Genomic DNA, 25921 nt, shown 5'->3' with positions numbered 1-25921 from the left:
TGATGAATTCACGAAAAACTTATTTTTATTGAATCAAAATTTTGTTTAATGGCGGGAATCGTTATTAAAATTAATGTGTTTGCTTTTATTCATTTTTTTACGAAAATTTTGCAATTCCAATACATCGGAATCGGAAATATAAGACTACATAATAAGGTCTATATTCTTGTTGGTCTACTTTAGGATAATTTTCAATTGAATTCTATTTGTTAAAGTAAAGCTTGTTGTCATCTCCGAATTGTTCAAACTATATTATTGATATCATGAAGATTAACTCTAGTTTTATGGTTTCTTGCATTTTAACAAATCTACCGGAGGCCGAGCGAGGCCTAGTGCCGAAGCATAACGGTAAGTCGCTGTTATGTGACGTGATTTGGTTATAAAAAAGTTAGCTTTTCCAGTTACCATATTCCATGTATTCCATAGTTTTGTTTTTTATTTCATTACCAAAATATTTTTCTAAAACATGGAGAGATAGGTCAATTCCAGCAGAAATGCCTCCAGAAGTTAGAATTTTACCTTCAGTAGTATACCGTGTGTTTCTGTTTAAATTACCTTGGGTACAAATTTTTTCTAGTTCTTCGAAACAATCGTGATGAGTGGTGTATTCCAAATTGTTCATAAACTTTGTAGAGGATAGTACTCGAACTCCAGTACATACTGTGATGATGTAACTTAAATTTGGAAATAGTTGTTCAATCCAATTGATAATTTCATTATCAAACATGATTTCCTTTGTTCCAATTCCGCCGGGTATAATTAGGATTTCCAAACTTGGGTGATTAAAAATCGCGAAATCAGGAAGGTATTTAAGGCCATTGACAGAATTTAGGACATCAGTGTTCTTCCCGATTAAGAAAGTATTGAAAAGTAAGTTATCGGATTGATCTTTGCATACAGAAAATACTTCATATGGACCTGTAAAATCTAGTAATTCAATATTATTGAAAACAAGTATCCCTACATTTATTTTTTTCATTTTTTTCCTCTTAAAACCTTTTTAGTATGTCGTAGACCGAACAAGGGTGTAAGTCCCGAAGTATAGCGTTTAGTTGTTGTTATAGGACGGTTCTAAAGGATATTAAGTAAATCTTTTATTTCGATATATTTCTCATTCATGTCATCCCATGGATCGTCTTCAAAAAGCAAATTTGAAAGTCCAATAATATTGCCTGATACCTTTTTAATTTTCTCTACACTGGGAACAATATGTAAAATTGTTAATAATTGCTTAAATGGAATTGTCTGATGGATTTCAATTAAACTACAAGCCAATTTCCGAAGTTCGATCGCTCCATCATTCACTGTTTGGGTAATATCATTTTTTTTAGACTTAGCGTTTGCTATTCCATATAGGTTACCCGTATATATGAGAGTATAACTAATTTTCCCCTTTATGGTTTGGTATTCTTTGAGAGCAGCAAAAAGAAAATTATTCAGGAATTGTGAAATTACTAAGATTACAGTTGCAGATAGAATTGTAAAACTTGTAGATTTAAGTATAGTAAGTGTTTCATTCATTTTTAGACTTCCTCGTTTTTGGTAAAGATTTTTTTTGCTATCGAAATTAACTCTTTTGTAATGGAATGATTCCAAGCTCTCATTGTTTTATGCCATATCTTGAATTTCAAGAATTGAAACCAATCGATTTCTAATATTTTTAATAGTTCCAATCCATTATTGAATATTACTGAAAGAACAAATTCAAACTTTGGAATTTTGAGTCCATTAGAATAAGGATGATTTAATCCATAAAATACAACTGTTAGATTACTTGACATTGCCTTTATGGAATAATGTTCTACTTTCTTGCTGATTGCATCAATATTTCTGGGTATGACTTCAAGAGATGGGAAACGGTTAAACTTCAGGAGAAGGGTAACACTTTTTAGTAACCTTTCTTGGTTTATGAACTTTGTATGAATTGAATCAGGATTAATCTAGAATAAATTTTGATCGAGATAACCTAACTTATTATTTCCGAACCAGATAGAAACGGAATCAATTTCCTTTTTAATACCGACATTAAAACCGTTAAATGGATTTCCGACCATAATGAGATGTCCGTTCCAGTTGATGTATCCTTTATTGTTGACATGTCTTTGTTTGAATCCAAAAGGATAAGAGATAAGAAGGTCAGCATTAGGATCAAAAATCTTTTCAGATTTAACATAGATTTGTTCTGTAGTTTTCATATTGAGAGCTTAGTGAGTCCCCAAAGAGATTGCATAGAAGAAAAAGGTGGACCATTGTCAGAGCGAATAACATCAGGTAGTCCATGGATAGAGAATAAACTTATAAATTCAGCTTTAACGGAAGCGATATCACCTTTCTTAAGAGTTTTGATGGAAAGAATGTATTTGGAGAAGTCATCTCTGAAGGTGAGAGGATTTACTTTCTCTCTGGCTGGAGTATACCACCATACTTTGAAGTCGACAGTCTAAACATGGTTAGGTCTAGTCGCATTCTCAGGCATAGAGATTCTTTGTCCCGAGTTAGAGGGTCTTTTTTTTCTCTTAGTGTCTTGTAGTCCCACATTCTTAAGAATACGTTCAATGGTAGATCTTTTAGGAGCTTTTCTATTTGGAAAAGTCTTCTTATAAGTTTCTAAGATTTTCTTAGCACCCCAAAACTTTCTATGATTTTTGATTTTGATGATCTCAAGAATGGTTTCTTCCGCGATTTTAGCCGGGGAATTCTTAGGAGTTTTCTTTTTATCGAAAAGTCCCTCTTTTCCTTCTTTAATGAACCTTTCTTTCCACTTATATCCACACTGAGTAGAAATTCCATACTGAGCACAGAGTTCAGTAAAATTTCCGCCAATCTGGAAGCTATCCAGAACAAATTGAAATCTTAAATCCACGATATTAAACTCCTTCCAAGGCATCCCCAAAGCCCTCCTATAAAGGTGATCTAAAGGGACTAGAAACCAGAAAGTGTTACCTATGTCTTGCTACAAAAGTGTTACCCATGTCCTGAGGCATACATTAACCTATGTCGTATAACGAACTAGGCTTACCGAAGTAGGCTGGCCCTGAGTCCCGAACGGGACGTTAGGGACTGGAACGACACTTGCGACTGCAAGGGGAGTGCCAGAAGCCTATGTGTCGCAGACCGAGCGAGGCCGCAAGTGCCGAAGCGTAGCGGTAAGTCGCTGTTATACGACGTAAACCAGGTTTACCTATTTTATCTCGGAGCAAAAAAGATAATCATTACGCCGATCAAAGCAATGGCTGATCCAATTAGATCAAATTTATTTGGAATAAAATCGTCAAATTTCCATGCCCACGCCAATGACATGACTATAAAGGTTCCACCATATGTTGCATATGTTCTTGCAAAGTTTGCAGGTTGCCATGTAGCTACTAAACCATAGAATCCTAAAATAATAAATCCTAATAAACCAATACCTATCGATTTATTTTCGCGAATCCAAAGCCAAACTAGATAACCGCCACCAATTTCGCATAGTCCAGCTAAAATGAAAATGAGAGTTGGTTTTAGGTAAATAAGGAATAATTCTGAATTTAACAACTTAAGCATGAAGGTTTTTTATCAATAAAATTGCAATTAGGTGAACAAGCTGATTCAACTTTCATCAAATCTTCCTTCAGTTTTAAAAGAGAATTAATTTGTGCATCAATAATTTCTATATTTTTGTTAAGGGACTTTGAAAGATCATTACAGTCGAGAAGATTGGGATTTCTGATTCTAGTTAAATTGTTTATTTCAGATAAAGAAAAATTCAATTTTCTGAGTGTATGAATTAGTTGCAGTTGTTCTAACACATCGGAAGAATATTCTTTATAATTGTTGTCTTTACGAATAATAAGGCAGTTTTTGAAGAGTCCCTCCTTTTCATAGAATCGAATAGTATCTCTGGAAATCCCTGTTTTTTTAACAATTTCACCAATTAACATATTTTTTTCGAAACCCCTATTGACAATGGAGTTAACTCCACGGTTTAGACTGATAAAAAATTAGATAGAGGTCTAAAATGTTCATAAATATGAATCCATTATTAAAATGGTCTGGAAACTTATCAATGCTAGGAATAGGTCTTTGCGGGTTATGTTGTCTTGCACCTTTAATAATAGGTTTAAGTGGATTAGCTGGATTTAGCTTTTTATTTGAATGGAGTGAAAAAATAGGATTAGTTTTCCTCGCGTTGAGTTTAATTCTACTAATTGTATGGAAAATCAAGAAGAAACCACATGCTTGTTCAGTCGATTGTTCCTGTAATCCTGCGAATTCAAAATAGATTTTGGTTTATTTCGCATAACGAACTAGTGGAGACGACGTTTCTCGTAGCTGAGCCTACGTAGTAGGCGATAGCGTCGGCGCGCTTTTTGCGAGAGCAAGAAAGCGTGACGGAGAGAAATTTGCCGCAGGCCGAGCGAGGGCGAAGTCCCGATGCGAAGCGGTAAGTCGCTGTTATGCGAAGTTTTCGGGCTTAAAGAAGTAATTACGCCACGGACGGCGTTCTTTTTCTTCCTGTCTTAGAAGTTTTGACTTTATATTCTTTTACAAGAATGTCTGTAGGAATTCCTAGATTTTGATTAATTTTTCTAATCATTTCTAAAGTAAGCTTTCTCTTTCGATTTAAGATTTCAGTGGCACGACTTCGCCCGCCGATGAGATTTCCCAAATCAACACTTTTCATGTTCATGTCATCCATAACCGATTTTAAAGCTTCAATTGGATCCGGATCATCAATAGGGTAGTGTTTAGTTTCGTAAGCATCAACTAAGGTAATTAAAATATCTAATTTGTCGTATTCGGGTGTATTTTTCTTAGCATCCCAGAGTTTTTCTATCTCAGAAAGTGCATCTAAGTGATCTTTTTGATTTTTAATAGGTTTAATGTTCATTTAAATCACCTCAGCGTTGATTTTGTCATATTGTTCGTGAGTACCGATAAACCTTATAAATACAGTTTGTAGATTATAGTGAACCTTCACAATCAATCTGTATTTATTTCCATGTATATTGAAAACGATTCTATTATCCTTAAGGAAACTAGCATTTCTGTTTTTTTCCTTAACATCTGAGGGAGATTTCCAGAAAGCTTTCGAAGTTTCTTTAAACCAAACTTCTATCGGAATTTTGGAGTCGGAGTATTTGGTAATAGAGTAGAAATCTCTCAGTATTTTTCTAGAAATAACCCTCACAAATCAATAAGCACATGTTCCCGAATTGGTAACAACAACTTTTTTTACCTTTTTAGCGAGCATGGACGCTCGCAATTTATTAAAATAAAAGCGCCCGAAAATTTTCGCATAACGAACTAGACTTACCGAAGTTCCCCGACCCTGAGTCCCGCCGGGACGTTAGGGACTGGCATGTAGCTTGCGAACGCAAGGCGAATGCCAGAAGGGGAATTTGGCGTAGCCCGAGCGAGGCCTTGTGCCGAAGCGTAGCGGTAAGTCGCTGTTATGCGAAGTTTTAGTTTATAGAATTTAATTTGAAATCGATTTTAAGTGGCTGATTGCACACTTCTATGGTAATTTTATCGTTTTTCCAGAAATTAATTTGAGATTCAAAATTGAAGTACACTAAATTTCTTTTTTTTGATACTTCTTCGTCCGATGTAGATGTTTCAAAATAATTAAATTCAATTAAACAATTTAGTTTCTTACTTAAATGTTCATTGTAATATTTTTTATTATTAATTTGAATTTTGATTTCTTTTTCAGAGAAATCAAAATTTATTTTTGATTTTTTATTATTATTCTCATAGAAAATATCGATTTGCTTCGGAAGAGATGTCTCAATGTTTACTTTTGTAATGTTAATTACAAGTAATGGTTTGTTATCTTTCTTGTTGTTTAAATTTAATCTGTGAAATCGTACAAAATATAAAGGGGTGAACCCTCCTTCGAGAGAATGGTATTCTTCCCAATCCATAGGATATGAGAAAACCATAGAATCGTCTTCGATAAATGCTGTTTCGTTTACAACTAAAGGAGATTTTAAATTTAAAATATTATTTTTTCCTTTAAATACCCTCGTATATAATGAAAAATTAGGTCTTTATTGATCATCGATAGACGGTATGAAGTCTCTCGTAATTTTAAAATCATTTAATTCATATTTGTAGAGAAAATGAGTTCTATATTTTTCTGTATTTTGGATAAGATAGTATGAATATACATAACCTTCCAAATCATTATATTTAATTTTATACCAGGACTTTTCATTATTATATAATTCATAATAATTTTGAATGGAATCAGTTTTTTTTTATGTAAATTTTCATCATTTTGTTCAAAAGAGCTTACCCTAAAGACAATACTACCAAATGGAATATTCGTGATCCTTTTTGAACTTATTGAGGATGACTCACGAAGTATTATCCCATCTTTAGCTGTCACAATGTATTCATTTTGACTATCAGCAAGTGCAGCCGTCATGAATATTAATTGAATAACTAGATTAATTATAAACTTCATATAATTTAATTTCTAAAATTTCGCATAACGAACTAGACTTACCGAAGTTGTCCGACCCTGAGTCCCGAAGGGACGTTAGGGACTGGCATGTAGCTTGCGAACGCAAGGCGAATGCCAGGAGGACAATTTGCCGAAGGCCGAGCGAGGGCTTGTCCCGAAGCGTAGCGGTAAGTCGCTGTTATGCGACGTGCTTGGATTTAACTGGCTTTGAGTTCTTTGTATTTCTTAATTGCTCTTAACTCGTTTTTCAATTCAAATTGCTTGATTTCTAGATCATAATGAGCTTGAATAGAGAGCCAGAACTCAGGAGAATTTCCGAAGAATTTAGAGAATCTCAGAGCCGTATCAGCAGTAATTGCTCTTTTTCCATGAATAATTTCACTAATTCTTTTTTGATCAATAAGAGTACTTTGTGCAAGTTTATAAGCGGATAATTCCATAGGTTTAAGAAAGTCTTCTAAGAGAATTTCGCCAGGATGAATGTTCATAAGTTCTTTATTCATACAGAATCTCCTTAATGATAATCTACAATTTCAACATTTTCGACAGAACCGTTATTCCAATGAAAACAGATTCTATATTTCATATTGATACTTATTGAATGTTGTCCAGCTCGGTCATCAGTAAGTTGATGAAGTCTGTTTCCCGGTGGTGTTTTTAAATCTTCTAGATTTTTAGCACTATCGATATGTATCATTTTCCTTCTAGCGGTTCTTTGAATATCCTTAGGGAATTTTTTAGATAGAGCACCATTCCAAATAGCTTCAGTTTCTTTGTCTCTGAAGGATTTTATCACTAGCCAATACTGGTGTATTGAGATACTAGCGTCAAGTACTATTACAGGGAATTCCGAGATTTTCTAATTCAATGAAGTTTCCATAAGAGCAGATTTTTTTGGATTTCCAATATTTTTTTCAAACTGAGTTGGGATTCAAAAGTTTATTTCCAAGCATTTCGCATAACGAACTAGACTTAACGACGTTCCCCGACCCTGAGTCTCGGAGAGACGTTAGGGACTGGCACGGAGTTTGCGGATGCAAACGAGTGACAGAAGGGGAATGTGTCGCAGACCGAGCGAGGGCTCGTCCCGAAGCGAAGCGTTAAGTCGCTGTTATGCGTAGTGGTCTGCTTTGTATCCACTAAAGTATAACAATTATTTTGTTTTAATATTATTTCGACTGAGACCAAAAAGCTCTGATTTTTTGAGTTTTTTATGTTTTTCTAGATAGAATAAAATTTTATTTTGCCCAAGAATTTTTTCGACTTAACTTAGTTTTTGAGATTATACTGACTTTCCTTGTAGCAATGAATAGAGTTTGAGAGAAATTTTTGAGACCAAGGGGAAAATTTTGAATCCGTTCAGAGATAGATAATTCATTTCAAATATTTTATCTATATATAAGTATCATTAAGTTAATATGATGTTGAATAATTCTTTTTAAACTTCTTTCCTTAATCTATTCAAGAATGGTCTAACGTCGTCATAATATTCATTTTGAAAGAAAACAAAATAGTAAATAGATGGAATTAAAGAAAAGAAAAATGCTTCCTTCTCTAGTGAGAAAAATAAATAGAAAGCAACGCAAAAGATTATTCGAATTGGTGATAAAATAGTAAGAAACAAAGTCTTTTTATGATTAATTGCGTAAACTAGAACCCAAGCTCGGTTCCTTGAATACTTACCGTACCACCTCAATATTTTAAAAGTATTCGAAACATTAAGGCATTGTGGTTCTGGGAGATATGGCATTAGTCTAATGAATTTGATTTTCCATGGAATACTTCTTTTTTTTATCCATTCTATTGCGTCATGTTTTTTGCTTTCATGAATAAAAAATTTCCATGGTAATAAATTATCTTCTATTATTTGGAAAATATTTTTAATCATTTTTGATATATAAGAATTACTCTGGCTCTAAAGATAACGTGAGAAATTTGACCATTACGCATAACGAACTAGGCTTACCGAAGTTCCCCGACCCTGAGTCCCGCCGGGACGTTAGGGACTGGCATGTAGCTTGCGTAAGCAAGGCGAATGCCAGAAGGGGAATTTGCCGCAGGCCGAGCGAGGCCTTGAGCCGAAGCGTAGCGGTAAGGCGCTGTTAGTCGCAGTCGCGAATATAAAAGATTAATATTTGTAGCCAATTTGAATTCTAATCCTTTATAAATTTAAATCAGATTTAATCTTCTTTTGAATTTTGAATTTTAAAAATTGAATTTATTTGTTTTTATTTTCAAAATCAACTTTATTGAATTTATGTAATCGTTATCAAATTTAATTATTCTAATTTTATTTTCGATCAACTTAGTATTACCATTCCATTTCGCTTTTGGTGTCAGATTTTTCAATATAATACAATTATTTTCTAGTTTCTTGAATTTTCCCAAATAACTTTTACTGAGTGCATCAGTTTGAACTTCTAAAATTCCATATTTTTCAGAAATATATTTTAGAATATCTTCAATTTTAAGCAGTGGTAAATCAATGGGAATACCCAAACTATCGATTTTAATTTTTAAAATTTTTTCATTCATATTGTCATTGGTATTCTTTGAAAAGCGTAATGACTGTAAATTTTTGAGAATTAAGAATCCGTCTGCTACGTAATCGACTGGATTATATAACAGAAAAGTCCAATCATTATTATAATCTAAGACGATTCCTTTAAAAACTTCCTTTTTGTCGGAATATTTAAATTCTAATAGTTTTCCGATGAATTTTTTTTTAGACATTATGCTTTTAAATATTAATTTGAGCGATTGCGACTAACGAACTAGACTAACCGACGTAGGCTGGCCCTGAGTCCCGAACGGGACGTTAGGGACTGGCCACGACACTTGCGACGGCAAGGGGAGTGCCAGAAGCCTATGTGGTGCAGCCCAAGCGAGGGCTCGTCCCGAAGCGAAGCGGTTAGTTGCTGTTATGCGACGTTCGGAGTTAGAGTGAGGAGCTACAGTTCACCTTTTATTAGTTTTTCAATTTTAACATTTGGTGATTTATAAGCATTGTCGTCAAAACCTTTTGAATTCATATCCAGTTTTAACTTTTCGAAGTTTAATCCACTACAAGGTCCAGAAGGGTTTGAATTGTTAATTCCCGCCATCCAATTACAAGCCATTTTAAAATAGCCGCTAGCATTTGGATGAATACCATCAGGTGAGTAATCATTTTGATCATTTAAGAGATTTTACATATTTACGATCCTGACTCTAGCTTTTAAATCTGTTTGTAAAGCGTTAAATTTGCTATCAATTAGAGTATTGTATAATTGTATTTGCGAATTTAGATTAGAATACACTTGATTGATAGAGGAAATTTGAATTATTTTTGCAACGACGACTGTAGTATTTGTATTAGTCGCTAGAACGTTATTAATAATACTAAATAGGTTATTAGCAGCGGTTTCGTAAGACTTGTTCTGTAGAATGTCATTTGTACCAGCATGTATTAAAGTAAAGTTAGAAAAACTTGCGAAGGTAGAGAATTGAATTAGCTGGTCAGTACGATATCCAGGATAACCATCATGAGTTTGAGTATTAGTAAGCCATTGTAAATAATACGATCCCCCGCTTTGGTAACCTTCTGTAGTAAAATATAACCCTAAACCTTGAGTAGCAAGTAAAGTCAACCATCCTCTATATCCACCTCCAGCCATTGCAGGTGGCATACAAAGTTGCTGGTTAATTTGTGAAATGTAACAAGTTCCCCAATCAGAAAAGCCAACACCATAAGTGATAGAATCACCGAATGGACGAATTAGAATAGGCTTTAAGTTTTGTGCAGTTAATCTAGTTATGTTGCAATAGATAACTAGTAGAACGGCAAATAAGATTTTCTTAATATCTTCTTTCATATTTTCCTCTGTTTTTAAAATTTATTCCGACGAATGTCGCATAACGAACTAGACTTACCGAAGTTGTCCGACCCTGAGTCCCGTAGGGACGTTAGGGACTGGCATGTAGCTTGCGTAAGCAAGGCGAATGCCAGGAGGACAATTTGCCGTAGGCCGAGCGAGGCCTAGTGCCGAAGCGAAGCGGTAAGTCGCTGTTATACGACGTGTGGCTTAGACACTAGCTAAGGTTTTCTTTCCCTTCTTGATAACAATTTCTCCACCTAAAGTGTGGATTAATTTGGAAAGAACAAGTAGTGTAGGGTTGTCTTGTTTACCACTTCTAATTTCTTGAATTACAGTGCTAGAAACATTTGCTTTTTTAGAAAGTTCTCTTACAGAAACTTTTTGAGATTCCATTAATTCAATTAAAGTTTCAGAAAGATTGAGAGCATCATATTCCTTATCAAATTTAGCTTTGAAGGATTTATTTTTCATCAAACGATCAAATGTAGATTTAGTAGTAGATGCCTTTTTTACTTCTTGTTTCATAATCTTCCCTTCTTTTGATAGCTCTAATTTTTTCGTTTTTTGGCAATTTATCAGTTTTTTTGACAAAAGCGTTAGTTATTATAATTTTCTTTCCTTTAACAAAAAAGCAAAGGAATCTGTGTGGAATAGGTTTGAAAGCGAATATAGAATCACCTTCAAAATTGAATTTAGTTTTATCTTTGATTTCTCCAATATCAGCAAATTTTTTGAACAAAACCAAAGTTCTAATTTTTAAATCATCCGGTAGTTCATTGAAATAGTCTAGAACATCGGATTTTTCTTTTTCGTCAGAATACCATTCAATAGTGAATTTTTCGCCTATATAAGCTGTAAATTCTTTCACTTTTCAGGTGTAACGGTAAAACGTTACAATATCAATACTTTTTTTATTTCCTTTTACTGAAATTATTTGGTTTCAATGACTTTTGCCACATGTCGTATAACGAACTAGCATTAACGACGTTGGTCGAAGGTGAGCCTCCGTAGGAGGCGTTACCGTCGGCACATCTCCTTGCCTTGCAAGGAGTGTGACGGAGACCAATGTGGCGAAGCCTGGAGGGAAGGCGCAAGACCTTCCCGGAACGTTAATGCGCTGTTATACGACGTGGCGAGATTAAATAGTCCAATCCTCAATTTTCAAGTTGTTAATTCTTTCGAATTCTTTTGTGTTATTTGTAACAAAAATAAGGTTTCGTGAAACTGATTGGGCTGCTAATAATGCATCCATAGTTCCAATCATTTTTCCTGATTTTCTTAAATCGCTTTTAATTTTCCCGAATGCAAAAGTGTCTTTTTGCTCGAAGCTTAAAACTTCAAAAATAGTAAGAAATTCAATTAAAGAAATTCTATTTTTCTCTTTATGTTCACTATTTTCTACCCCAAATTCTAGTTCAGCTAAAGTGAGTGAAGAAATAAAAATGCCTTTACTATAATTCTTTTGAAATTTCTGTAAGAGTTTAATATTTTTCTTTTTAATAAGGTAAATGCAAATATTTGTATCAATTAGATACATTAAAATTGTTCTCTTTCTGATTCCGTTAAATCAATCCTTCCGTCACTTAGAAAATCATCTGTAAAACCATTTAATCCATCTAAAAACGTATTCCATGCTTTATTTTTTGGAACAAGAACAACAGCTTCTCCAACTTTATGTATAAAAACTTCCTCACCTTTAAATTGAAATTCTTTTGGAATTCTGACTGCTTGGCTTCTACCATTGACAAAAATTTTTGCTGTTTGCATATATAAAAGTATGTATCTTGGTATATATCAAGTCAACTCTTTTTAATTCTTATTTTTGCATTTCTGAGTAATGCCTTTTCGCCATGTCGTATAACGAACTAGACTTACCGAAGTTCCCTGACCCTGAGTCCCGAAGGGACGTTAGGGACTGGCACGTAGTTTGCGGATGCAAACGAGTGACAGAAAGGGAATTTGCCGGAGGCCGAGCGAGGGCTAGTCCCGAAGCGTAGCGGTAAGTCGGTGTTATGCGACGTTGCGGGGAGCGACACGGATGTCGCAATCTTAACTTAGTTCCTCTTTTATTCTCAAATACTCGTCTGGAGTTATGATTCTGAATTCTTTTATTTTTTCTAAAGCTAGAAGGTCTTTATCACCAGTGATTAAAAAATCAACATCTGCGGAAAAAGCAGTTTCAAGAATGTGAAAATCATCTCGATCTCTTAAATTCAGATATTCTTTCAGTGGTTTATTTTTGATAATTGTGGTGGAACTTCTGATTTCAGAAATTGTATACTGGATAAAATCATTTGGAAGTTTGAATTTAGGTTTTGATAAAGTTTCCTCTATTTCATCGATAATTTCATTTGAGATAAATCCAATAAAAATCTCATCTATTAAATCTTGTAAAACAACTTTGGGTTTACCATTAAACAAAATTGCGGAAATATAAATATTTGTATCTAATAGAACTTTTAACATTAAGAAGCTTTTTTACTTCTTCTAACATTTTTAATTTCTGCGAAAATATCATTTTCAGTAAGATTCGATTTTTCAGAAGATTTAACACCGAAATCAAAGATAGCTTGCCACTTAGATTTTTTCTCAATGTAAGCTCTCGCTGCTTCCCGGATTAATTCAGATCTGGATCTGTGTTCTCTTTTTGCAATTTTATCAATTTCTTTTAAAAGAGCCTTTTCGAAAGAGATGTTAACAGTCTGATTCATAATTTTCCAGAATATACAATATTTGTATATATGTCAAATGTATATTTTTTTGTAATTCTTAAAAACGCCACACGGATGTGGCGACTCTTCCCCGCAATGTTCGCATAACGAACTAGACTTACCGACGTAGGCTGGCCCTGAGTCCCGAACGGGACGTTAGGGACTGGAACGACACTTGCGAATGCAAGGGGAGTGCCAGAAGCCTATGTGTCGCAGACCGAGCGAGGGCTCGTCCCGAAGCGAAGCGGTTAGTTGCTGTTATGCGAAGTAATGTATTTTAACGATAAGTTCGTTGATTCCTTGAAATTGATTGTAGTTTTTCTATGATAATTAACATCAAAATTCCGGAAAGAAAGTATATCGAAAAATTAGTAAGAGCCGTAATAATCGGAGAAAAATATAATTCCAATATTAGAAAAATTAAAGGAGTGAATTCGATTAAGATCATAAATATAAAATATGTTCTTAATTTAGGTTCATTTAAAATTAACGTCAAATGTAGATTCATAGATTGAAAATTTCGAGCAGAAATATATGAAACTAATATGAAAAGATATGGTATTTTTGTAAGTAATAGAAATATCGCGGAAGTATATATGGAGAATATCAATTCGGCATATATAGCATTTATTATTGTCATAGAACTGCCGAGAAATCCAAAAATAATAGAAATTGCAACGATATATAAAGAAAATGATTTAAAATCAACGTTATAGTTATTTTGAACTGGTTTTGTTAATTCAAAAATAAGTAATAATAAAAAATATATTTGGAGAACAAACAATATTAAATACAATAGAGTTAGAATAAGTGAATCTCCTTTTCCAAAAATTAAATTTAGAATTTGAGACGATAAGAATGCAAAAACGGTAAAATAAAAAAGTTGGTTATTAAAGATTCTGTTGATGGTTTTAGACATATATTTCTCTGTTACTATTTTATTTGACCATATTCCTTTACATATTCTTTAGTTAACGTTCTATTTACATTATTTCGCATAACGAACTAGGCTAACCGACGTAGGCTGGCCCTGAGTCCCAACGGGACGTTAGGGACTGGAACGACACTTGCGAATGCAAGGGGAGTGCCAGAAGCCTATGTGGCGCAGCCCAAGCGAGGGCGCGTCCCGAAGCGAAGCGGTTAGTTGCTGTTATACGCTGGCGATAGTTATTCTGTGAAGAACCTCATATGCTCTTTTTTAATCAATAGATTTTCATTTATGTTTTGAAAAAAGGAAGTTGATTTGAGATGGTTCAAAAATTCTTTTTGGGATAATGAATAATAGAAAAGTAGATTTATTTCATAAGGAGATAGTAAAGATTTTAAATGACTGATGAATAATTTCTGATCTATACTATTCAACGAAAATAAAATAAGTACTTTTAGGAAATTTAAGTAGCTATCTAATTCAAATGAAATTAAAGTATAGAATGTTGAAAAAGTAAAATTAGTAAACACCATTTCGTCCTCAATGAGAATTCCACTTTTGATTAATATATCGAATGTTGAATCTGGTATTCTGAAGATATCTTGTAAACTTTCCTTATGCTTTTTTTTTCTATCTTCGTCTGTAATTCTAGGGTCCATATATTCGTAGAACATATGATACCAAAAGAATACGTGTGTGAAATATTTGCTTCCTTTATATTGATTTTGAATTAAATCATAATATTTCCCTGTGTCAGTTGTTATTGGTAAATTTATCGAGAATTCAATATTTGATCTTATGTGAAGAAATGTGTTTATCAAACTGAAGAAATGACTATCTTGGTTTTGGCGATTTAATGCTTCTGATGTATTTTTAAATTCTTTTTTTTGAATATCAGTTGTAAGGAAAAGTAGAGAAATTGTTGTAAATAACCAAATCGTACCTGTAATTCCCTGGATAGTTGAAGCTATTTTATTGCTATCATCCAAATTAATTTCAAATGGAGAGTAACTAAACCCAGTTTCCCTAAGTTGTAAGAACAATGAAAATAGAAAGAGGAATCCTAAAAGGAAAGAAGAAATTGATAATACATATAATAGTGAGTGTTTTTTAATCATAGTTTCTATCGCTTGCGTATAACGAACTAGACTTACCGAAGTTGTCCGACCCTGAGTCCCGGAAACGGGACGTTAGGGACTGGCATGTAGCTTGCGTAAGCAAGGCGAATGCCAGGAGGACAATTTGCCGTAGGCCGAGCGAGGGCTTGTCCCGAAGCGTAGCGGTAAGTCGCTGTTATACGACGTAGCCTATTTTTAAATATTAAGTTTAGCTAGAGATTCTAAAGTATTCTTAATCTCTTCTATTTTGTATTTTCCCTCTGCAACTCCAATAACGAAGTCATAGAGAATTTCATTTGGATCAAGAATATCATATCCATTAATATCGAGAAATACCAGTGAAGATGCTAAGGCCACTCTTTTGTTCCCGTCCAAAAAGGGATGATTTTTGCATAAGTAATATAAGTATGCTGCAGCTTTATCGAATAATGAAGGATGTAAACTTACACCATCAAATGTAGTCATTGGTTGATTAATGGCAGATTCTAAGAGTCCATAATCACGAATATTGGCTGCTCCACCATACATTTCAATTTGGTTTTTATGTATTAGAATTACGTCCTCAATGGAGAGGAAAATAATATCATCGAGCATTTATTGGGCTAGTTTTTTGAGTGTTTTACTGTGTGATTTATTAATCTTTTCTAAAGACTTAGCTAAATTCTTCTCAATTGGTTTGATAATTAAAGATTTACCATCAGTGGTAACTTCGAGTGTAGAATTTTGATCAATTTTTAGTAGTTCAAGAATAGGTTTCTCAATAACTAAAGCGGAGCTGTTTCCGTGTTGTACAAGTTTTTTTAACATATTTAATCCTGTATTAACAATGTAATAACATTGTATAATCAATTTCAATCAAAAAATGAATTATTTTGAATTGAGAAAATTAGTAAAATTCTACAGAAATTAGATTTTATGAGTGATTTGAAATGATTATCTTTGATCTCTTAACTACATTTTTATATTCAGAATCGATTTTTTGGCTATGTCGTATAACGAACTAGGCTAACCGACGTGGGCTGGCCCTGAGTCCCGGTAACGGGACGTTAGGGACTGGTCACGACACTTGCGCAGGCAAGGGGAGTGCCAGAAGCCTATGTGTCACAGACCGAGCGAGGGCTTGTCCCGAAGCGAAGCGGTTAGCTGCTGTTAAGCGCAGTTACTTATTTGCAAAAGCTTATTTCGTATAAAATTCTAATCTAAAACAATAGTAGTTTCTTTTAGTTTTTCAACTCTTCGTTTTTTCGGATTAAGAAATTTTTTTTAAAAAAATGAAGGTTAGCAGAATATCTTTTATATTAACATAAATTCAAAATTCAAAAACTTGATTTGTTTAAATGTAAATTATAGCCATTTTCAATTAATTGACTGTAAGCTAAAATTATTTTATCTGGAATAATCGTATCAGATTGAAAACCTAATTTCGGATATTCAATGATCCTTTGTAGATCACCAACGATTTCATTAATAATCATAAAAAGGTTAATATGTGAATGCGTAGCATCAAAAAGACTATAGTTTGGTGAAGCAATAGAAAAATTTCCATCAGGCCACTGTTTATCTAATGCAAGCTTAATTCTTAAAGTCATTGAAGGTTTCTGGATAGCGATGATATTTTCGAATTTTAGATTCAAAGAATAAAGAAGTTGTTTAGAAAATTGAATATTTTCCCCTGTATTGGAGGATTTATTTTCTATAATTATAAATTCTTTTGGAATATTTTCAGAGATTGCTAAATTTGCAAAAGCTTCAGCTTCTGAATTAGGAAAAATATGTTTGGTAAAGAAATTTAAACCACCTGAAAAGAGTATATATTTGGCTAAACCTTGTTTATAAAGATCAACAGCATATTTCGCAATTCTCAAATCATGACTACACAAGACAATTATTAGATCTGATTTTTGAATCGTATCCCGAATAGAAAGAAAATTCCATATTAAGTTTGCAGATTCTAAATCTTTTTCAGTTATTTTTTTGTGATTCTCAAGAAGCATTTTAAGTAATTGCGCTTAACGAACTAGACTTACCGAAGTTGTCCGACCCTGAGTCCCGGACGGGACGTTAGGGACTGGCATGTAGCTTGCGAACGCAAGGCGAATGCCAGGAGGACAATTTGGCGTAGCCCGAGCGAGGCCTTGTGCCGAAGTGTAGCGGTAAGTCGCTGTTATGCGATGTTGCTTTTATTCGATTTTAGCTTTACCAGTCATCAGAATTGGAGCGTATTGGCCAACTTGTTGGGGCATGTTCACCTGCTTGTATACAAAGATATTGAGCCGCGGATTGAGCACAAGATCCCGCTTGATAAATTGCAAAAGGGTATTTTTCCAATTTATTTATCCAATCTAGAATGTATTCAGGGTGTTGAAGGTCTCTTTCAAATCCAAAAGCTGTTCCTAAAAGAGCGGAACAAATTTCGGCAGTTATTTCTTCGAAGGCTAATTTTGCTTCAAATTCTTTAACTTTAATATTTGGTTTTCTATTTAATCTAGTAAAATGATTTGTCCAATGTCCGAGTTCGTGAAGGTAAGTTATGTAAAAGTCTTCTTCGGTTTTAAAAAAACTTTGAGACGGAAGTTGGATTTGATCGAGTGCAATAGAATAAATCGGATTTTCGATAGCATGCGATATTATTGAGTTATGCTTTATTGATTTAATAAATTTTATTATTTTATTAGATTGATTTAAGGGGATAGGCCCGATTAAATTCGTGAATAAATTTAAATCAGCATTTGTTTGTTCAATATTGAATAAAGGAGATGTTCGAAATTTATATTTAATTTCATCATTTGCTTGTTCTTCTTTCTCGCTTTTATTATTTTCTGAATTTGGTGTTCCATTTTCTCTTCCTAATTTTTCAGAAATCGGAACAATTATTTTTGCATTAGATTTTTCACCTTTCTTGATTGAATGTCCTAATAGATTCCATTGCTTAATAGATCCCCAAATAGGATACTTGTAATTATTTTTCTCCAATGCTTTATTTAAGATTTTAGAGTTCCAAAAATTGTATTTATTTTTTGTTTTTACATTTGTGTGGAATCCATTTTTTAACCACGGTTGCGTCCATTTTTTTAAAGATTTTGTTTTCAACGTATTAATTAATTCAAATGTTAATTCTGAAACTATTTCTTCGATTTTAATTTTTTGATTCATGTGATTAGAGTTAAGTTAATTTTGCAATATCGCATAACGAACTAGTGGAGACGACGTTTCCCGACCCTGAGTCCCAACGGGACGTTAGGGACTGGCACGGAGTTTGCGGATGCAAACGAGTGACAGAAGGGAAATGTGGCGTAGCCCAAGCGAGGCCTTGTGCCGAAGCGCAGCGTTTCCATGCTGTTATGCGCTGGAGACAAGTCGAAAAAGGATTCCCAATCTTATTCTTTAAAAATTGTAAGAAATTCTTTCGGACTTAAAGGTTTAATTTCTCCATTGGGATAATCTTTTTTATTTCTAGTGATAATGTATTTAATCTTTTTTGATTTTGCTGCAAAGTATTGAATTGAATCTTCAAAATCTTTTATTGTAGAATTTAATCCAAGATCGATTATTTTTTCATCAATTGGAATTATTTCTATAATAGTTTTGAATTCTTTAATTAATCCTCTAGCAGATTTCTCATTTGTATACTTTGCCAGAATATAGAAAATATTCCAAATAATTAGTGAAGAAATATATCCCTTAATTTTTTTATTTTCTATTAGTGAAATCAGTTCTACAGATTCTTGAAAGAAAGGTTCTCTTGCATATAGATAGTCGATAATAACATCAGAATCTAGGTAAACATTCTGAATCATTTGTATTTCTTTTCAAGAAAATGAGCTATATCATTCTTAATATCAATTTCTTTTTTACCTTTTAGTATTCCTGCTAATTTTTTTGTCACAGGTGGAAGATTTTCTTCATTAGATGGGATTTTTGAAGAAATTCCTCCTAGATAGTCTTCTATCAGTTTAGATAAACTTTTATTTCTCTGCTTAGCAAATTCCTTTGCTTGTTTTATTATTTTGTCATCAAGAGATAGTGTAAGTTTAGTATTCATATAAAAACACCTATACGTATAATGATGAATTCTAGTTACGTAGATGTCAATCTTTACTTTTCTCTAAATAATGCATTTTTTAGTCTTTTCTTCTTATTTTCGAAGAGATTTTGTCTCTTGCGCATAACGAACTAGACTAACCGACGTAGGCTGACCCTGAGTCCCGAACGGGACGTTAGGGACTGGAACGACACTTGCGACTGCAAGGGGAGTGCCAGAAGCCTATGTGGCGCAGCCCAAGCGAGGGCTCGTCCCGAAGCGAAGCGGTTAGTTGCTGTTATGCGAAGTGTCTCAAATTTTCAAAGGTATTTTTGATAAAGAGTCAGTTATCATGTATTCTATTTCAGGAAATGGAGAATTATGATATTTATTCTTTAATTCCCAATAATTTTCGTAGAAAAATAAGACTGGAATCGTAAGCCACCCACCGCATTCAATAAATGAATATTGAAAATTAAAATCATTAGAATTTAGAAATATCGATGAATTGATTTGGATAGTAAAAGTTATATTTTTCCAATATGGAATTGCTCCGAATGAAATAATATTTAAGAATTTCAGAAATTTAATAGAAAAATCATTATTCATTCTTTCATTCGTCATAATATGCAGAAAAATTATATTTTGATCATCATAAGATTTTTCAATATCAGGGATTGAAGAAAAATCGGAATCTAAAATAGTTAAATTGGCAAATTGAAATTTGGTTTCAAAAGACTTTCGTATACAATCATTTAATCGATTTGAAAAGTCATCAGTCTTTATATAAGGATTTCGGTTATAGAAATTTAGATAATTGTATTTATATATAATAGTAGTATTCTTTCTTTTGGGTTTTAGATTATTTAAGAAAATGTATTTGATATGATCTTTTGGAACTATGTATAAGCAGCCTACTTGTGTGATTGCCAAAAAAAGAGAGATAAAAATACTTTTTAGAGATATTTTCTTAATCATTCTGTTTTTTTAGGGTAGCAATATTTCTGAGACATTTCGCATAACGAACTAGGCTAACCGACGTAGGCTGGCCCTGAGTCCCTGTAGGGGACGTTAGGGATTGGCACGACGCTTGCGTAAGCAAGAGGAGTGACAAAAGCCTATGTGTCGGAGACCGAACGAGGGCGCAAGTCCCGAAGTGAAGCGGTTAGTCGCTGTTATGCGTAGTAGTGTAGTATAGTATGAAATCGATCGTATTTAAATTTGAGAAGATCTTTGATAATTACGATTTTAAAATAAATGATTTTCAGTCTGCTGATTTATACCACAAATACATTTCGGAAGTCAAAATTACATTAATTGGTTTTTCTTTTGTACTCTATTTTCTTTGTGAATTCTTCGAATTTTCTTTAAACCAAAGGCGCGTTCAATGCAGATATCTATTTCTTTAATATGACATAGTGTATTTATGAAACTAATAAAAACTATAATCAATAAATCTTTCTTAAAAGTTAAGATTAAAATAAATGTAAATTTATAAAAGTTTAATTTTGATGATCCCGTCTGAAGCTTTTTATAACTAAAGACTTTAATATTAAATAGGAAAGATGCACTTATGGTAAGTAAATAACCTTGTCGTGATCATTCGAAATTGATAATGACGGATGCGTATTCGTCTTCGATAATAGTGTATCTTCATTGAGTGGTAGTCTTGGTTCGCTTTGTAGAAACCCACTGATTAGATAATTCTGAATAACTTCTTCAATTTCAAGTGAAGATAGATCGCTACATACAGGAATTTTCTTAATTAATTCGATCAAATCCCATAGAGGCAATTCGTCGCCAGCTCGATCTTTAAAGATATATTCTATCGCCAAAATGATTTTTAATGTTTTATCTTTGCTTAAATTCATTTGATTTGATTATTGATTTAAATTTCACACTATTACGCATAACGAACTAGGGGAGACGACGTTCCTCGTAGCTGAGCCTCGGAGAGGCGTTAGCGTCGGCGCGCCTTCTTGCGGAGCGAGAAGCGTGACGGAGAGGAATGTGGCACAGCCCAAGCGAGGCCTCGTGCCGAAGCGAAGCGTTTCCCCGCTGTTATGCGACGTTATTTACTGTTGTAGTAAATTGTTTGGTAAAGTCCTTTTTTATTTATATTGGGTAATTATTTGATGTCATCATACCCTAGTCGTAATGTTGTTCGATTTTCGCATTTGTTTAAATATACTTGAGCTAATATGCATTGCGACAAGTGCAGTTTTTCTATCCCTGATGTTCTTGTTTCTGATGCATCGCTAATTTGCTGGAAAAAAATTGAACACAAGCTATTTCTTTCTCTTAAGGCATTGTTAATATACCCATGACCATATCTACGTTTGCATTGATTTTACCTTGATTGTCCGTTTGGAATACAGCTGAAGATGATAAGTAAAATAATAAGAAATGGTTTGATTTTTTTTAACAAATTGAACCTCATTGGACTAATTTTATTTATAAAAAATATACATCGATGAGCTGGTTTTAATCTGCATTTTATTAGAATTCAATTTTGTTCGAATATTTTTTGGCATTGTTTTGCTTGCATAAATTGTAAGACATTAAATCGATAATACAAATTCTGTTATCTTTTTCGTATTCTTCTGAATTACAATCAAGGATAATTTTTTCTTTTATATTTGATTCGCAGTTTTCTTGTAGTTGAGCTTTACATCTAATGAAGAAGATTGAAATGAATATTAGAAGGTATGTAAGTTTTTTATACATATTTTTATAGCTTAAATCTCCGTATTTGTCTTTTTTATTTATCTAATTTCAATTGTTTTAAATAAATTTAAATAATGTCGCATAACGAACGAGGCTAAACGACGTTCCTCGGAGCTGAGCCTCTGGAAGAGGCGTTAGCGTCGGCACGTATTCTTGCATAGCAAGAATCGTGACGGAGAGGAATGTGCCGAAGGCCAAGCGAGGGCGAAGACCCGAAGCGAAGTGTTTAGCCGATGTTATGCGACGTTTTCAAGATTCTAACATATTATTTTAAAATTAAATAATGTAAATTTAATTCAATTTGCTATAAATGGGAACTTGAGACAATATTGCAGAATTTTTTATTGGGATTGTCTTCACATTCTAGGATAGATTTATTAAGCTTTTCCTGAATAGAAATAAGTTCAGAAATTCTGTCTTTTATGATAAGTAATTTGTTTTCTAGTTTAATTTGAACTTCTTTGCATTTGGAATCCGAGTCATATAAATTTAAAAAACTTCTAATTTCAAAAAGTGTAAATCCAGAATTTTTAAGAGAATTGATCAATTCGACTACGCGTATATCTTTTTTAGAGTAAACTCGATAATTATTCTCCTTTCTAGACCCTTTCAAAAGTCCTTCTTTTTCATAGTATCGAATGGATTCCTTTGATATTTTGCAAATTCTTGAAAACTCTCCGATATGCATAAAATTACCTTTTTTTGAGAATAATAAAAAAATGTAAGCCTTCTAGTAAACTAGAATGTTGTCACATATATATAGCAAGGAAAATATATTCGGGAGAATTGCCATGTACAAGATATTTAACGATTTTAGGATTCAAGTGAGTGCTGGTTTTTTATTAGCGATATCTTCTTCATTATGCTGTGTTTCTCCTATTGTTGGAGTAATTGGAGGATTCTCTGGAATTGCTTCGACTTTCTCATGGTTAGAACCTTATCGATCATTTTTGATAATACTATCTATGGTAATATTTAGTTTACTATGGTATAATCTTATTACTAAATCCAAAAAATCTGATTTGGATTGTGATTGCGAAAGAAGTATCTTCAATCGTTTTTTTTACAGTAAAATATACTTAACTTTTGTCACGATTCTCAGTTTGTTTTTATTTCTATTTCCAAATTATAGTTCAATTTTGAAATCAGTAAATGAAGTAAAAGGAAAATTAGAAAGTGAACACTTGGTAGTTGCCGAATTTGTGATATCAGGTATGACATGCGTTGGTTGCGAATATAGTGTGAATACTGCTTTAGTGGAATTAACTGGAGTTTTAAAAGTAACTTCGGATTATAAGAAGGGAGTTACACAAATAGTATATGATAAAAGAAAAGTCGGTATTCAAGAATTTAAGGATATTATACAGAATAAAGTTGGATATAAAGTAATAAATATAAAAGGTGAACGAAAATGGAAATAATTACATTATCAACTATAACTTGTCCAGAGTGCGGGTTTAGAAAGAAAGAAGAGATGCCTATAAATGCATGCCAACATTTTTATACATGTGATAGTTGTTTGTATTACATGAAGCCTAAGAATGGCGATTGCTGTGTATTTTGTTCTTTTGGAACAGTGAAATGTCCTCCGAAACAAATTGAAGGATGTTGTTAATTCCTTAAATAATTAATTTAAAATTTGACTTTGAAAATGTCGCATAACGTAACTAGCTTGCCGAAGTTCACCGGAGCTGAGCCTGCAGAGCAGGCGTTAGCGTCGGCGCGGATCTTGCGGAGGCAAGAGACGTGACGGAGGGGAATTTGGCGGAGCCTGGAGGGAGGGCTCGTCCCTCCCGGAACGGCAAGCGTCAGTTATGCGCAGTAATTCAATTATTAATATCAAGCGACATGCTTAACTTTCTTAATTTTTTCATTTTTCTTTCTTAATTCTCGAAAAGATTTAATTTCTTTAATTTTTGATTTGAGTTTATGAGATTCCAATCTAATGTCATAATCATTTTGAAGACCAATCCAAAACATAGGATTAAGTTCAAAAAATTTTCCTAATTTTATAGAAATTGCTGCAGTGATGCTTCTTTTTCCATTAATTATTTCTGAGATATTGGACTCTGGAATACCAGTTTCTTTAGCTAAACGATAAGCCGAAATTTCTAATGGAGTTAGGAATTCTTCAGTAAGAATCTCTCCTGGATGAACATTGATAAAATTTTCCTTTTTCATACTAACTCCTTATTCAATGATAATCTACAATTTCGACATCGAAAGTATCACCTTTGTTGAATCCAAAGCAAATTCGCCATTGATCATTTATAGAAATGGAAAAATGTCCTTTTCTATCTCCGTCAAGGGAGTGTAATTTATTCGAGGGAGGAACTTTTAATTCTTTGATTTCCTTAATGTTATTCAACATTCCCAATTTCATCTGCGCTTTTTTCTGAATTTCAGGAGGTAGTTTTTTCGAAAATTTTCCTTCCCAAATTCCCTGAGTTTCTTTATCAGCAAATGATTTTATCACTTATAAAAACACTTCTCGTATTGGTAAGTATTTCAAGTCTTTTTTTGACCTTTCTCCTCAAATTTCTGTCTGTTACCCATGTCCTGAGGCATACAATTGAATTATTGCGCATAACGAACTAGACTAACCGACGTAGGCTGGCCCTGAGTCCCGAACGGGACGTTAGGGACTGGAACGACACTTGCGCAGGCAAGGGGAGTGCCAGAAGCCTATGTGGCGCAGCCCAAGCGAGGGCTCGTACCGAAGCGAAGCGGTTAGTTGCTGTTATACGAAGTCGCGAATTTAATGGATTTTAATCAATTTTATCTAAATAAGAAAGTGTTCTGTAAGTTCCAAGTAGGAAATATAGAGGTTTTTTCTTATATAAAGGTTGTTCTTGGTTGGATAGAGAACCAAACAAATAAGAGGTATATAAAAAAGGCATACCTATTGAGTGGAGTGTTCCTGCTATAATATCATATGGAAGAGCGGCTGTATAGAGTAATATATAGGAATATTTATTTTGCTTGTGTAACCTAGAATGAACAATGTAAAAGGGGTTCTGTTTATACTCTCTTCCTTCTAAAAAAATTTGATAGTAGTTATCATCATCTAATTTTAGGCTAATTACTTCTTTTTTTCCATTTTCATTATAATTGTAGAAACCTGTTTTATGGACTTCGAAAAAATCCAATGTATCAATGGAAGTAGTTTCACATTCGTCAGAGAAGTATGCGGTTTTTATATGGTAATGGTAATATTCTCTAGGTTCGTTTTCTTCTAGTTCGAGCTGAAAACATCTTTGTAGCGAAGGCTGTGGCGGTCGAGTTTGAATGTGACCTCGAAGAAGAGTGGTTGTGTCAGCGATAATTAATATTTTATTTTTTTCAATCCTTTTAACATCGAGGATGGTATTGATAATGAATTTTTCATTACCGAAAGATTTTCTAGTAATTTTCCTTGTTTGGTTGTAATGACCACAGTTTAATACTGAGTAAACTGCAAGACTTAAAAATAAGACATTTTTCAATTTCATAGGATATTCCTTTTTTAATTAATTATTTTGAGCGATTTCGTATAACGAACTAGGCTAACCGACGTAGGCTGACCCTGAGTCCCGAACGGGACGTTAGGGGCTGGCACGTAGTTTGCGACTGCAAACGAGTGACAGGAAGCCTATGTGCCGTAGGCCGAGCGAGGGCGTAAGACCCGAAGCGAAGTGGTTAGCCGATGTTAATTGCAGTGTCCAATAATAGTATATCTTGTAAGTAAGGAAGTAAGAAGTCCAAAACATTCCGAGCGTCTCTTCTCTTAAAATCATTCATTTCGCTGGAAAAGTAAATTAAACTTTCTTAAACAGAACTGTGATCTAATAATTGTACCAAATAGAAAGTAGAGAAAGACAATATTGAATTGAAGCGCTTTCTTATCTTTTCTTCTCTTCAAATGAATCTCTTTTGTCTTTCTCTTCTCTTTCTTAAAAGCGCGAAAAGAAAGAACCAGCGAAAATTACATAAAAAAGATTCTCTTAAATCCTTTTTGGACATTGCAATTAACGAACTAGACTTAACGACGTTCCCCGACCCTGAGTCTCGGAGAGACGTTAGGGACTGGCACGGAGTTTGCGGATGCAAACGAGTGACAGAAGGGGAA

Annotated in this window: 34 protein-coding genes; 2 read left to right on the top strand and 32 right to left on the bottom strand. The window is 33.6% G+C overall.

The genetic code is table 11. The features are described from left to right. Positions 1-388: 388 nt before the first annotated feature. The 29 genes from LEPBI_RS11190 to LEPBI_RS11025 all read right to left on the bottom strand — a co-directional run bounded on the left by LEPBI_RS11190 (position 389) and on the right by LEPBI_RS11025 (position 22501). Positions 389-979 carry a DJ-1/PfpI family protein gene (locus tag LEPBI_RS11190; protein WP_012389227.1) on the bottom strand — a complete coding sequence of 197 codons (591 nt, stop codon included), beginning with the start codon at positions 977-979 and terminating at the stop codon, positions 389-391. 92 nt (positions 980-1071) lie between these two features. Beyond that, a complete protein-coding gene (locus LEPBI_RS11185; RefSeq protein WP_012389226.1) occupies positions 1072-1521 on the bottom strand; it encodes a hypothetical protein in 450 nt (149 codons plus the stop codon). A gap of 419 nt (positions 1522-1940) precedes the next feature. Then, positions 1941-2195: a hypothetical protein gene (locus LEPBI_RS11175; RefSeq protein ID WP_012389224.1), complete on the bottom strand. Its 255-nt coding sequence runs from the start codon at positions 2193-2195 to the stop codon at positions 1941-1943. A 245-nt stretch (positions 2196-2440) separates the two neighbouring features. Further along, positions 2441-2887, bottom strand: coding sequence for a helix-turn-helix domain-containing protein (locus tag LEPBI_RS19245; protein WP_041769868.1), 447 nt, complete (start codon positions 2885-2887; stop codon positions 2441-2443). A gap of 299 nt (positions 2888-3186) precedes the next feature. Next, complete coding sequence (locus tag LEPBI_RS11165) at positions 3187-3543, bottom strand: YnfA family protein (protein WP_187148054.1); 357 nt, start codon at positions 3541-3543, stop codon at positions 3187-3189. After that, positions 3528-3920 carry a MerR family transcriptional regulator gene (locus LEPBI_RS11160; protein ID WP_012389221.1) on the bottom strand — a complete coding sequence of 131 codons (393 nt, stop codon included), beginning with the start codon at positions 3918-3920 and terminating at the stop codon, positions 3528-3530. Before LEPBI_RS11160 ends, LEPBI_RS11165 begins: the two co-directional genes overlap by 16 nt. A 545-nt stretch (positions 3921-4465) precedes the next feature. Continuing rightward, a complete protein-coding gene (locus tag LEPBI_RS11150; RefSeq protein ID WP_004787073.1) occupies positions 4466-4870 on the bottom strand; it encodes a helix-turn-helix domain-containing protein in 405 nt (134 codons plus the stop codon). Beyond that, the gene (locus LEPBI_RS11145) at positions 4871-5170 is read right to left on the bottom strand and encodes a type II toxin-antitoxin system HigB family toxin (protein WP_012476329.1); all 300 of its coding nucleotides are present in this window, start codon (positions 5168-5170) and stop codon (positions 4871-4873) included. A 274-nt stretch (positions 5171-5444) separates the two neighbouring features. Further along, on the bottom strand, positions 5445-5906 hold the full coding sequence (locus LEPBI_RS11140) for a hypothetical protein (RefSeq protein ID WP_226992759.1): 462 nt from the start codon (positions 5904-5906) through the stop codon (positions 5445-5447). 176 nt (positions 5907-6082) lie between these two features. Then, entirely contained in the window at positions 6083-6451 is a 369-nt protein-coding gene (locus tag LEPBI_RS11135) for a hypothetical protein (RefSeq protein ID WP_012476328.1), read from the bottom strand. Between the two features lie 197 nt (positions 6452-6648). Beyond that, a complete protein-coding gene (locus tag LEPBI_RS11130; protein WP_012389218.1) occupies positions 6649-6954 on the bottom strand; it encodes a HigA family addiction module antitoxin in 306 nt (101 codons plus the stop codon). Positions 6955-6965: 11 nt separating this feature from the next. Then, positions 6966-7247, bottom strand: a complete 282-nt coding sequence (locus tag LEPBI_RS11125) for a type II toxin-antitoxin system RelE/ParE family toxin (protein ID WP_012476327.1) — start codon at positions 7245-7247, stop codon at positions 6966-6968. A gap of 1409 nt (positions 7248-8656) precedes the next feature. Continuing rightward, positions 8657-9184, bottom strand: a complete 528-nt coding sequence (locus LEPBI_RS11115) for a hypothetical protein (protein WP_012389217.1) — start codon at positions 9182-9184, stop codon at positions 8657-8659. 455 nt (positions 9185-9639) lie between these two features. Further along, the gene (locus LEPBI_RS11110) at positions 9640-10305 is read right to left on the bottom strand and encodes a GDSL-type esterase/lipase family protein (protein ID WP_012389215.1); all 666 of its coding nucleotides are present in this window, start codon (positions 10303-10305) and stop codon (positions 9640-9642) included. Between the two features lie 210 nt (positions 10306-10515). Beyond that, positions 10516-10833 carry a helix-turn-helix domain-containing protein gene (locus tag LEPBI_RS11105; RefSeq protein WP_012476326.1) on the bottom strand — a complete coding sequence of 106 codons (318 nt, stop codon included), beginning with the start codon at positions 10831-10833 and terminating at the stop codon, positions 10516-10518. Beyond that, positions 10799-11176, bottom strand: coding sequence for a type II toxin-antitoxin system RelE/ParE family toxin (locus LEPBI_RS11100; protein ID WP_012389213.1), 378 nt, complete (start codon positions 11174-11176; stop codon positions 10799-10801). Before LEPBI_RS11100 ends, LEPBI_RS11105 begins: the two co-directional genes overlap by 35 nt. A gap of 270 nt (positions 11177-11446) precedes the next feature. Beyond that, a complete protein-coding gene (gene vapC, locus LEPBI_RS11095) occupies positions 11447-11845 on the bottom strand; it encodes a type II toxin-antitoxin system tRNA(fMet)-specific endonuclease VapC (RefSeq protein WP_012389212.1) in 399 nt (132 codons plus the stop codon). Continuing rightward, a complete protein-coding gene (gene vapB / locus LEPBI_RS11090; RefSeq protein ID WP_012389211.1) occupies positions 11845-12075 on the bottom strand; it encodes a type II toxin-antitoxin system antitoxin VapB in 231 nt (76 codons plus the stop codon). Before vapB ends, vapC begins: the two co-directional genes overlap by 1 nt. Positions 12076-12357: 282 nt before the next feature. Next, positions 12358-12774, bottom strand: a complete 417-nt coding sequence (locus tag LEPBI_RS11085) for a putative toxin-antitoxin system toxin component, PIN family (RefSeq protein WP_012389210.1) — start codon at positions 12772-12774, stop codon at positions 12358-12360. After that, entirely contained in the window at positions 12774-13019 is a 246-nt protein-coding gene (locus LEPBI_RS11080; protein WP_012389209.1) for a CopG family ribbon-helix-helix protein, read from the bottom strand. Before LEPBI_RS11080 ends, LEPBI_RS11085 begins: the two co-directional genes overlap by 1 nt. A gap of 1167 nt (positions 13020-14186) precedes the next feature. Next, entirely contained in the window at positions 14187-15065 is an 879-nt protein-coding gene (locus LEPBI_RS11070) for a hypothetical protein (protein WP_012389207.1), read from the bottom strand. Positions 15066-15260: 195 nt separating this feature from the next. After that, positions 15261-15659, bottom strand: a complete 399-nt coding sequence (locus LEPBI_RS11065; RefSeq protein WP_012389206.1) for a type II toxin-antitoxin system death-on-curing family toxin — start codon at positions 15657-15659, stop codon at positions 15261-15263. Beyond that, entirely contained in the window at positions 15660-15872 is a 213-nt protein-coding gene (locus LEPBI_RS11060; protein WP_012389205.1) for an AbrB/MazE/SpoVT family DNA-binding domain-containing protein, read from the bottom strand. Positions 15873-16381: 509 nt separating this feature from the next. Next, positions 16382-17059: a YdcF family protein gene (locus LEPBI_RS11055; protein WP_012389204.1), complete on the bottom strand. Its 678-nt coding sequence runs from the start codon at positions 17057-17059 to the stop codon at positions 16382-16384. Between the two features lie 202 nt (positions 17060-17261). After that, positions 17262-18218, bottom strand: coding sequence for a zincin-like metallopeptidase domain-containing protein (locus tag LEPBI_RS11050; protein ID WP_012389203.1), 957 nt, complete (start codon positions 18216-18218; stop codon positions 17262-17264). 224 nt (positions 18219-18442) lie between these two features. Further along, on the bottom strand, positions 18443-18862 hold the full coding sequence (locus LEPBI_RS11045; protein WP_012389202.1) for a type II toxin-antitoxin system VapC family toxin: 420 nt from the start codon (positions 18860-18862) through the stop codon (positions 18443-18445). Then, a complete protein-coding gene (locus LEPBI_RS11040; RefSeq protein ID WP_012389201.1) occupies positions 18859-19107 on the bottom strand; it encodes a DUF6364 family protein in 249 nt (82 codons plus the stop codon). Before LEPBI_RS11040 ends, LEPBI_RS11045 begins: the two co-directional genes overlap by 4 nt. 291 nt (positions 19108-19398) lie before the next feature. Next, positions 19399-20064 carry a hypothetical protein gene (locus LEPBI_RS11035; protein ID WP_012389200.1) on the bottom strand — a complete coding sequence of 222 codons (666 nt, stop codon included), beginning with the start codon at positions 20062-20064 and terminating at the stop codon, positions 19399-19401. A 2053-nt stretch (positions 20065-22117) separates the two neighbouring features. Next, positions 22118-22501 carry a MerR family transcriptional regulator gene (locus tag LEPBI_RS11025; protein WP_012389160.1) on the bottom strand — a complete coding sequence of 128 codons (384 nt, stop codon included), beginning with the start codon at positions 22499-22501 and terminating at the stop codon, positions 22118-22120. A gap of 103 nt (positions 22502-22604) precedes the next feature. Here LEPBI_RS11025 and merTP point away from each other — a divergent pair, with 103 nt between their 5' ends. Both merTP and LEPBI_RS19365 read left to right on the top strand, forming a co-directional pair. Continuing rightward, positions 22605-23234, top strand: coding sequence for a mercuric transport protein MerTP (merTP, locus tag LEPBI_RS11020; protein ID WP_012476322.1), 630 nt, complete (start codon positions 22605-22607; stop codon positions 23232-23234). Beyond that, on the top strand, positions 23225-23428 hold the full coding sequence (locus tag LEPBI_RS19365) for a GDCCVxC domain-containing (seleno)protein (RefSeq protein ID WP_081431666.1): 204 nt from the start codon (positions 23225-23227) through the stop codon (positions 23426-23428). Before merTP ends, LEPBI_RS19365 begins: the two co-directional genes overlap by 10 nt. A gap of 224 nt (positions 23429-23652) precedes the next feature. On the opposite strand, the gene LEPBI_RS11015 is transcribed toward LEPBI_RS19365, so the two are convergent. The 3 genes from LEPBI_RS11015 to LEPBI_RS11005 all read right to left on the bottom strand — a co-directional run bounded on the left by LEPBI_RS11015 (position 23653) and on the right by LEPBI_RS11005 (position 25304). Then, positions 23653-23994, bottom strand: coding sequence for a HigA family addiction module antitoxin (locus LEPBI_RS11015; protein ID WP_012389196.1), 342 nt, complete (start codon positions 23992-23994; stop codon positions 23653-23655). 13 nt (positions 23995-24007) lie between these two features. Continuing rightward, positions 24008-24289, bottom strand: coding sequence for a type II toxin-antitoxin system RelE/ParE family toxin (locus LEPBI_RS11010; RefSeq protein ID WP_012389195.1), 282 nt, complete (start codon positions 24287-24289; stop codon positions 24008-24010). Between the two features lie 292 nt (positions 24290-24581). Next, positions 24582-25304, bottom strand: a complete 723-nt coding sequence (locus tag LEPBI_RS11005; protein ID WP_012389194.1) for a hypothetical protein — start codon at positions 25302-25304, stop codon at positions 24582-24584. Between the last annotated feature and the right edge of the window lie 617 nt (positions 25305-25921).

Source organism: Leptospira biflexa serovar Patoc strain 'Patoc 1 (Paris)', from assembly GCF_000017685.1.
GTDB lineage: Bacteria > Spirochaetota > Leptospiria > Leptospirales > Leptospiraceae > Leptospira_A > Leptospira_A biflexa.
Note: the sequence above shows the minus strand (reverse complement) of the source record. Positions and strands in the feature narration are given on the sequence as shown.

Coding starts and splice junctions, on each gene's coding strand:
- LEPBI_RS11190 (WP_012389227.1), bottom strand. CDS start 979: ATGAAAAAAATAAATGTAGGGATACTTGTTTTCAATAATATTGAATTA.
- LEPBI_RS11185 (WP_012389226.1), bottom strand. CDS start 1,521: ATGAATGAAACACTTACTATACTTAAATCTACAAGTTTTACAATTCTA.
- LEPBI_RS11175 (WP_012389224.1), bottom strand. CDS start 2,195: ATGAAAACTACAGAACAAATCTATGTTAAATCTGAAAAGATTTTTGAT.
- LEPBI_RS19245 (WP_041769868.1), bottom strand. CDS start 2,887: ATGCCTTGGAAGGAGTTTAATATCGTGGATTTAAGATTTCAATTTGTT.
- LEPBI_RS11165 (WP_187148054.1), bottom strand. CDS start 3,543: ATGCTTAAGTTGTTAAATTCAGAATTATTCCTTATTTACCTAAAACCA.
- LEPBI_RS11160 (WP_012389221.1), bottom strand. CDS start 3,920: ATGTTAATTGGTGAAATTGTTAAAAAAACAGGGATTTCCAGAGATACT.
- LEPBI_RS11150 (WP_004787073.1), bottom strand. CDS start 4,870: ATGAACATTAAACCTATTAAAAATCAAAAAGATCACTTAGATGCACTT.
- LEPBI_RS11140 (WP_226992759.1), bottom strand. CDS start 5,906: ATGGATTGGGAAGAATACCATTCTCTCGAAGGAGGGTTCACCCCTTTA.
- LEPBI_RS11135 (WP_012476328.1), bottom strand. CDS start 6,451: ATGAAGTTTATAATTAATCTAGTTATTCAATTAATATTCATGACGGCT.
- LEPBI_RS11130 (WP_012389218.1), bottom strand. CDS start 6,954: ATGAATAAAGAACTTATGAACATTCATCCTGGCGAAATTCTCTTAGAA.
- LEPBI_RS11115 (WP_012389217.1), bottom strand. CDS start 9,184: ATGTCTAAAAAAAAATTCATCGGAAAACTATTAGAATTTAAATATTCC.
- LEPBI_RS11110 (WP_012389215.1), bottom strand. CDS start 10,305: ATGAAAGAAGATATTAAGAAAATCTTATTTGCCGTTCTACTAGTTATC.
- LEPBI_RS11105 (WP_012476326.1), bottom strand. CDS start 10,833: ATGAAACAAGAAGTAAAAAAGGCATCTACTACTAAATCTACATTTGAT.
- vapC (WP_012389212.1), bottom strand. CDS start 11,845: ATGTATCTAATTGATACAAATATTTGCATTTACCTTATTAAAAAGAAA.
- vapB (WP_012389211.1), bottom strand. CDS start 12,075: ATGCAAACAGCAAAAATTTTTGTCAATGGTAGAAGCCAAGCAGTCAGA.
- LEPBI_RS11085 (WP_012389210.1), bottom strand. CDS start 12,774: ATGTTAAAAGTTCTATTAGATACAAATATTTATATTTCCGCAATTTTG.
- LEPBI_RS11080 (WP_012389209.1), bottom strand. CDS start 13,019: ATGAATCAGACTGTTAACATCTCTTTCGAAAAGGCTCTTTTAAAAGAA.
- LEPBI_RS11070 (WP_012389207.1), bottom strand. CDS start 15,065: ATGATTAAAAAACACTCACTATTATATGTATTATCAATTTCTTCTTTC.
- LEPBI_RS11065 (WP_012389206.1), bottom strand. CDS start 15,659: ATGCTCGATGATATTATTTTCCTCTCCATTGAGGACGTAATTCTAATA.
- LEPBI_RS11060 (WP_012389205.1), bottom strand. CDS start 15,872: ATGTTAAAAAAACTTGTACAACACGGAAACAGCTCCGCTTTAGTTATT.
- LEPBI_RS11055 (WP_012389204.1), bottom strand. CDS start 17,059: ATGCTTCTTGAGAATCACAAAAAAATAACTGAAAAAGATTTAGAATCT.
- LEPBI_RS11050 (WP_012389203.1), bottom strand. CDS start 18,218: ATGAATCAAAAAATTAAAATCGAAGAAATAGTTTCAGAATTAACATTT.
- LEPBI_RS11045 (WP_012389202.1), bottom strand. CDS start 18,862: ATGATTCAGAATGTTTACCTAGATTCTGATGTTATTATCGACTATCTA.
- LEPBI_RS11040 (WP_012389201.1), bottom strand. CDS start 19,107: ATGAATACTAAACTTACACTATCTCTTGATGACAAAATAATAAAACAA.
- LEPBI_RS11035 (WP_012389200.1), bottom strand. CDS start 20,064: ATGATTAAGAAAATATCTCTAAAAAGTATTTTTATCTCTCTTTTTTTG.
- LEPBI_RS11025 (WP_012389160.1), bottom strand. CDS start 22,501: ATGCATATCGGAGAGTTTTCAAGAATTTGCAAAATATCAAAGGAATCC.
- merTP (WP_012476322.1), top strand. CDS start 22,605: ATGTACAAGATATTTAACGATTTTAGGATTCAAGTGAGTGCTGGTTTT.
- LEPBI_RS19365 (WP_081431666.1), top strand. CDS start 23,225: ATGGAAATAATTACATTATCAACTATAACTTGTCCAGAGTGCGGGTTT.
- LEPBI_RS11015 (WP_012389196.1), bottom strand. CDS start 23,994: ATGAAAAAGGAAAATTTTATCAATGTTCATCCAGGAGAGATTCTTACT.
- LEPBI_RS11005 (WP_012389194.1), bottom strand. CDS start 25,304: ATGAAATTGAAAAATGTCTTATTTTTAAGTCTTGCAGTTTACTCAGTA.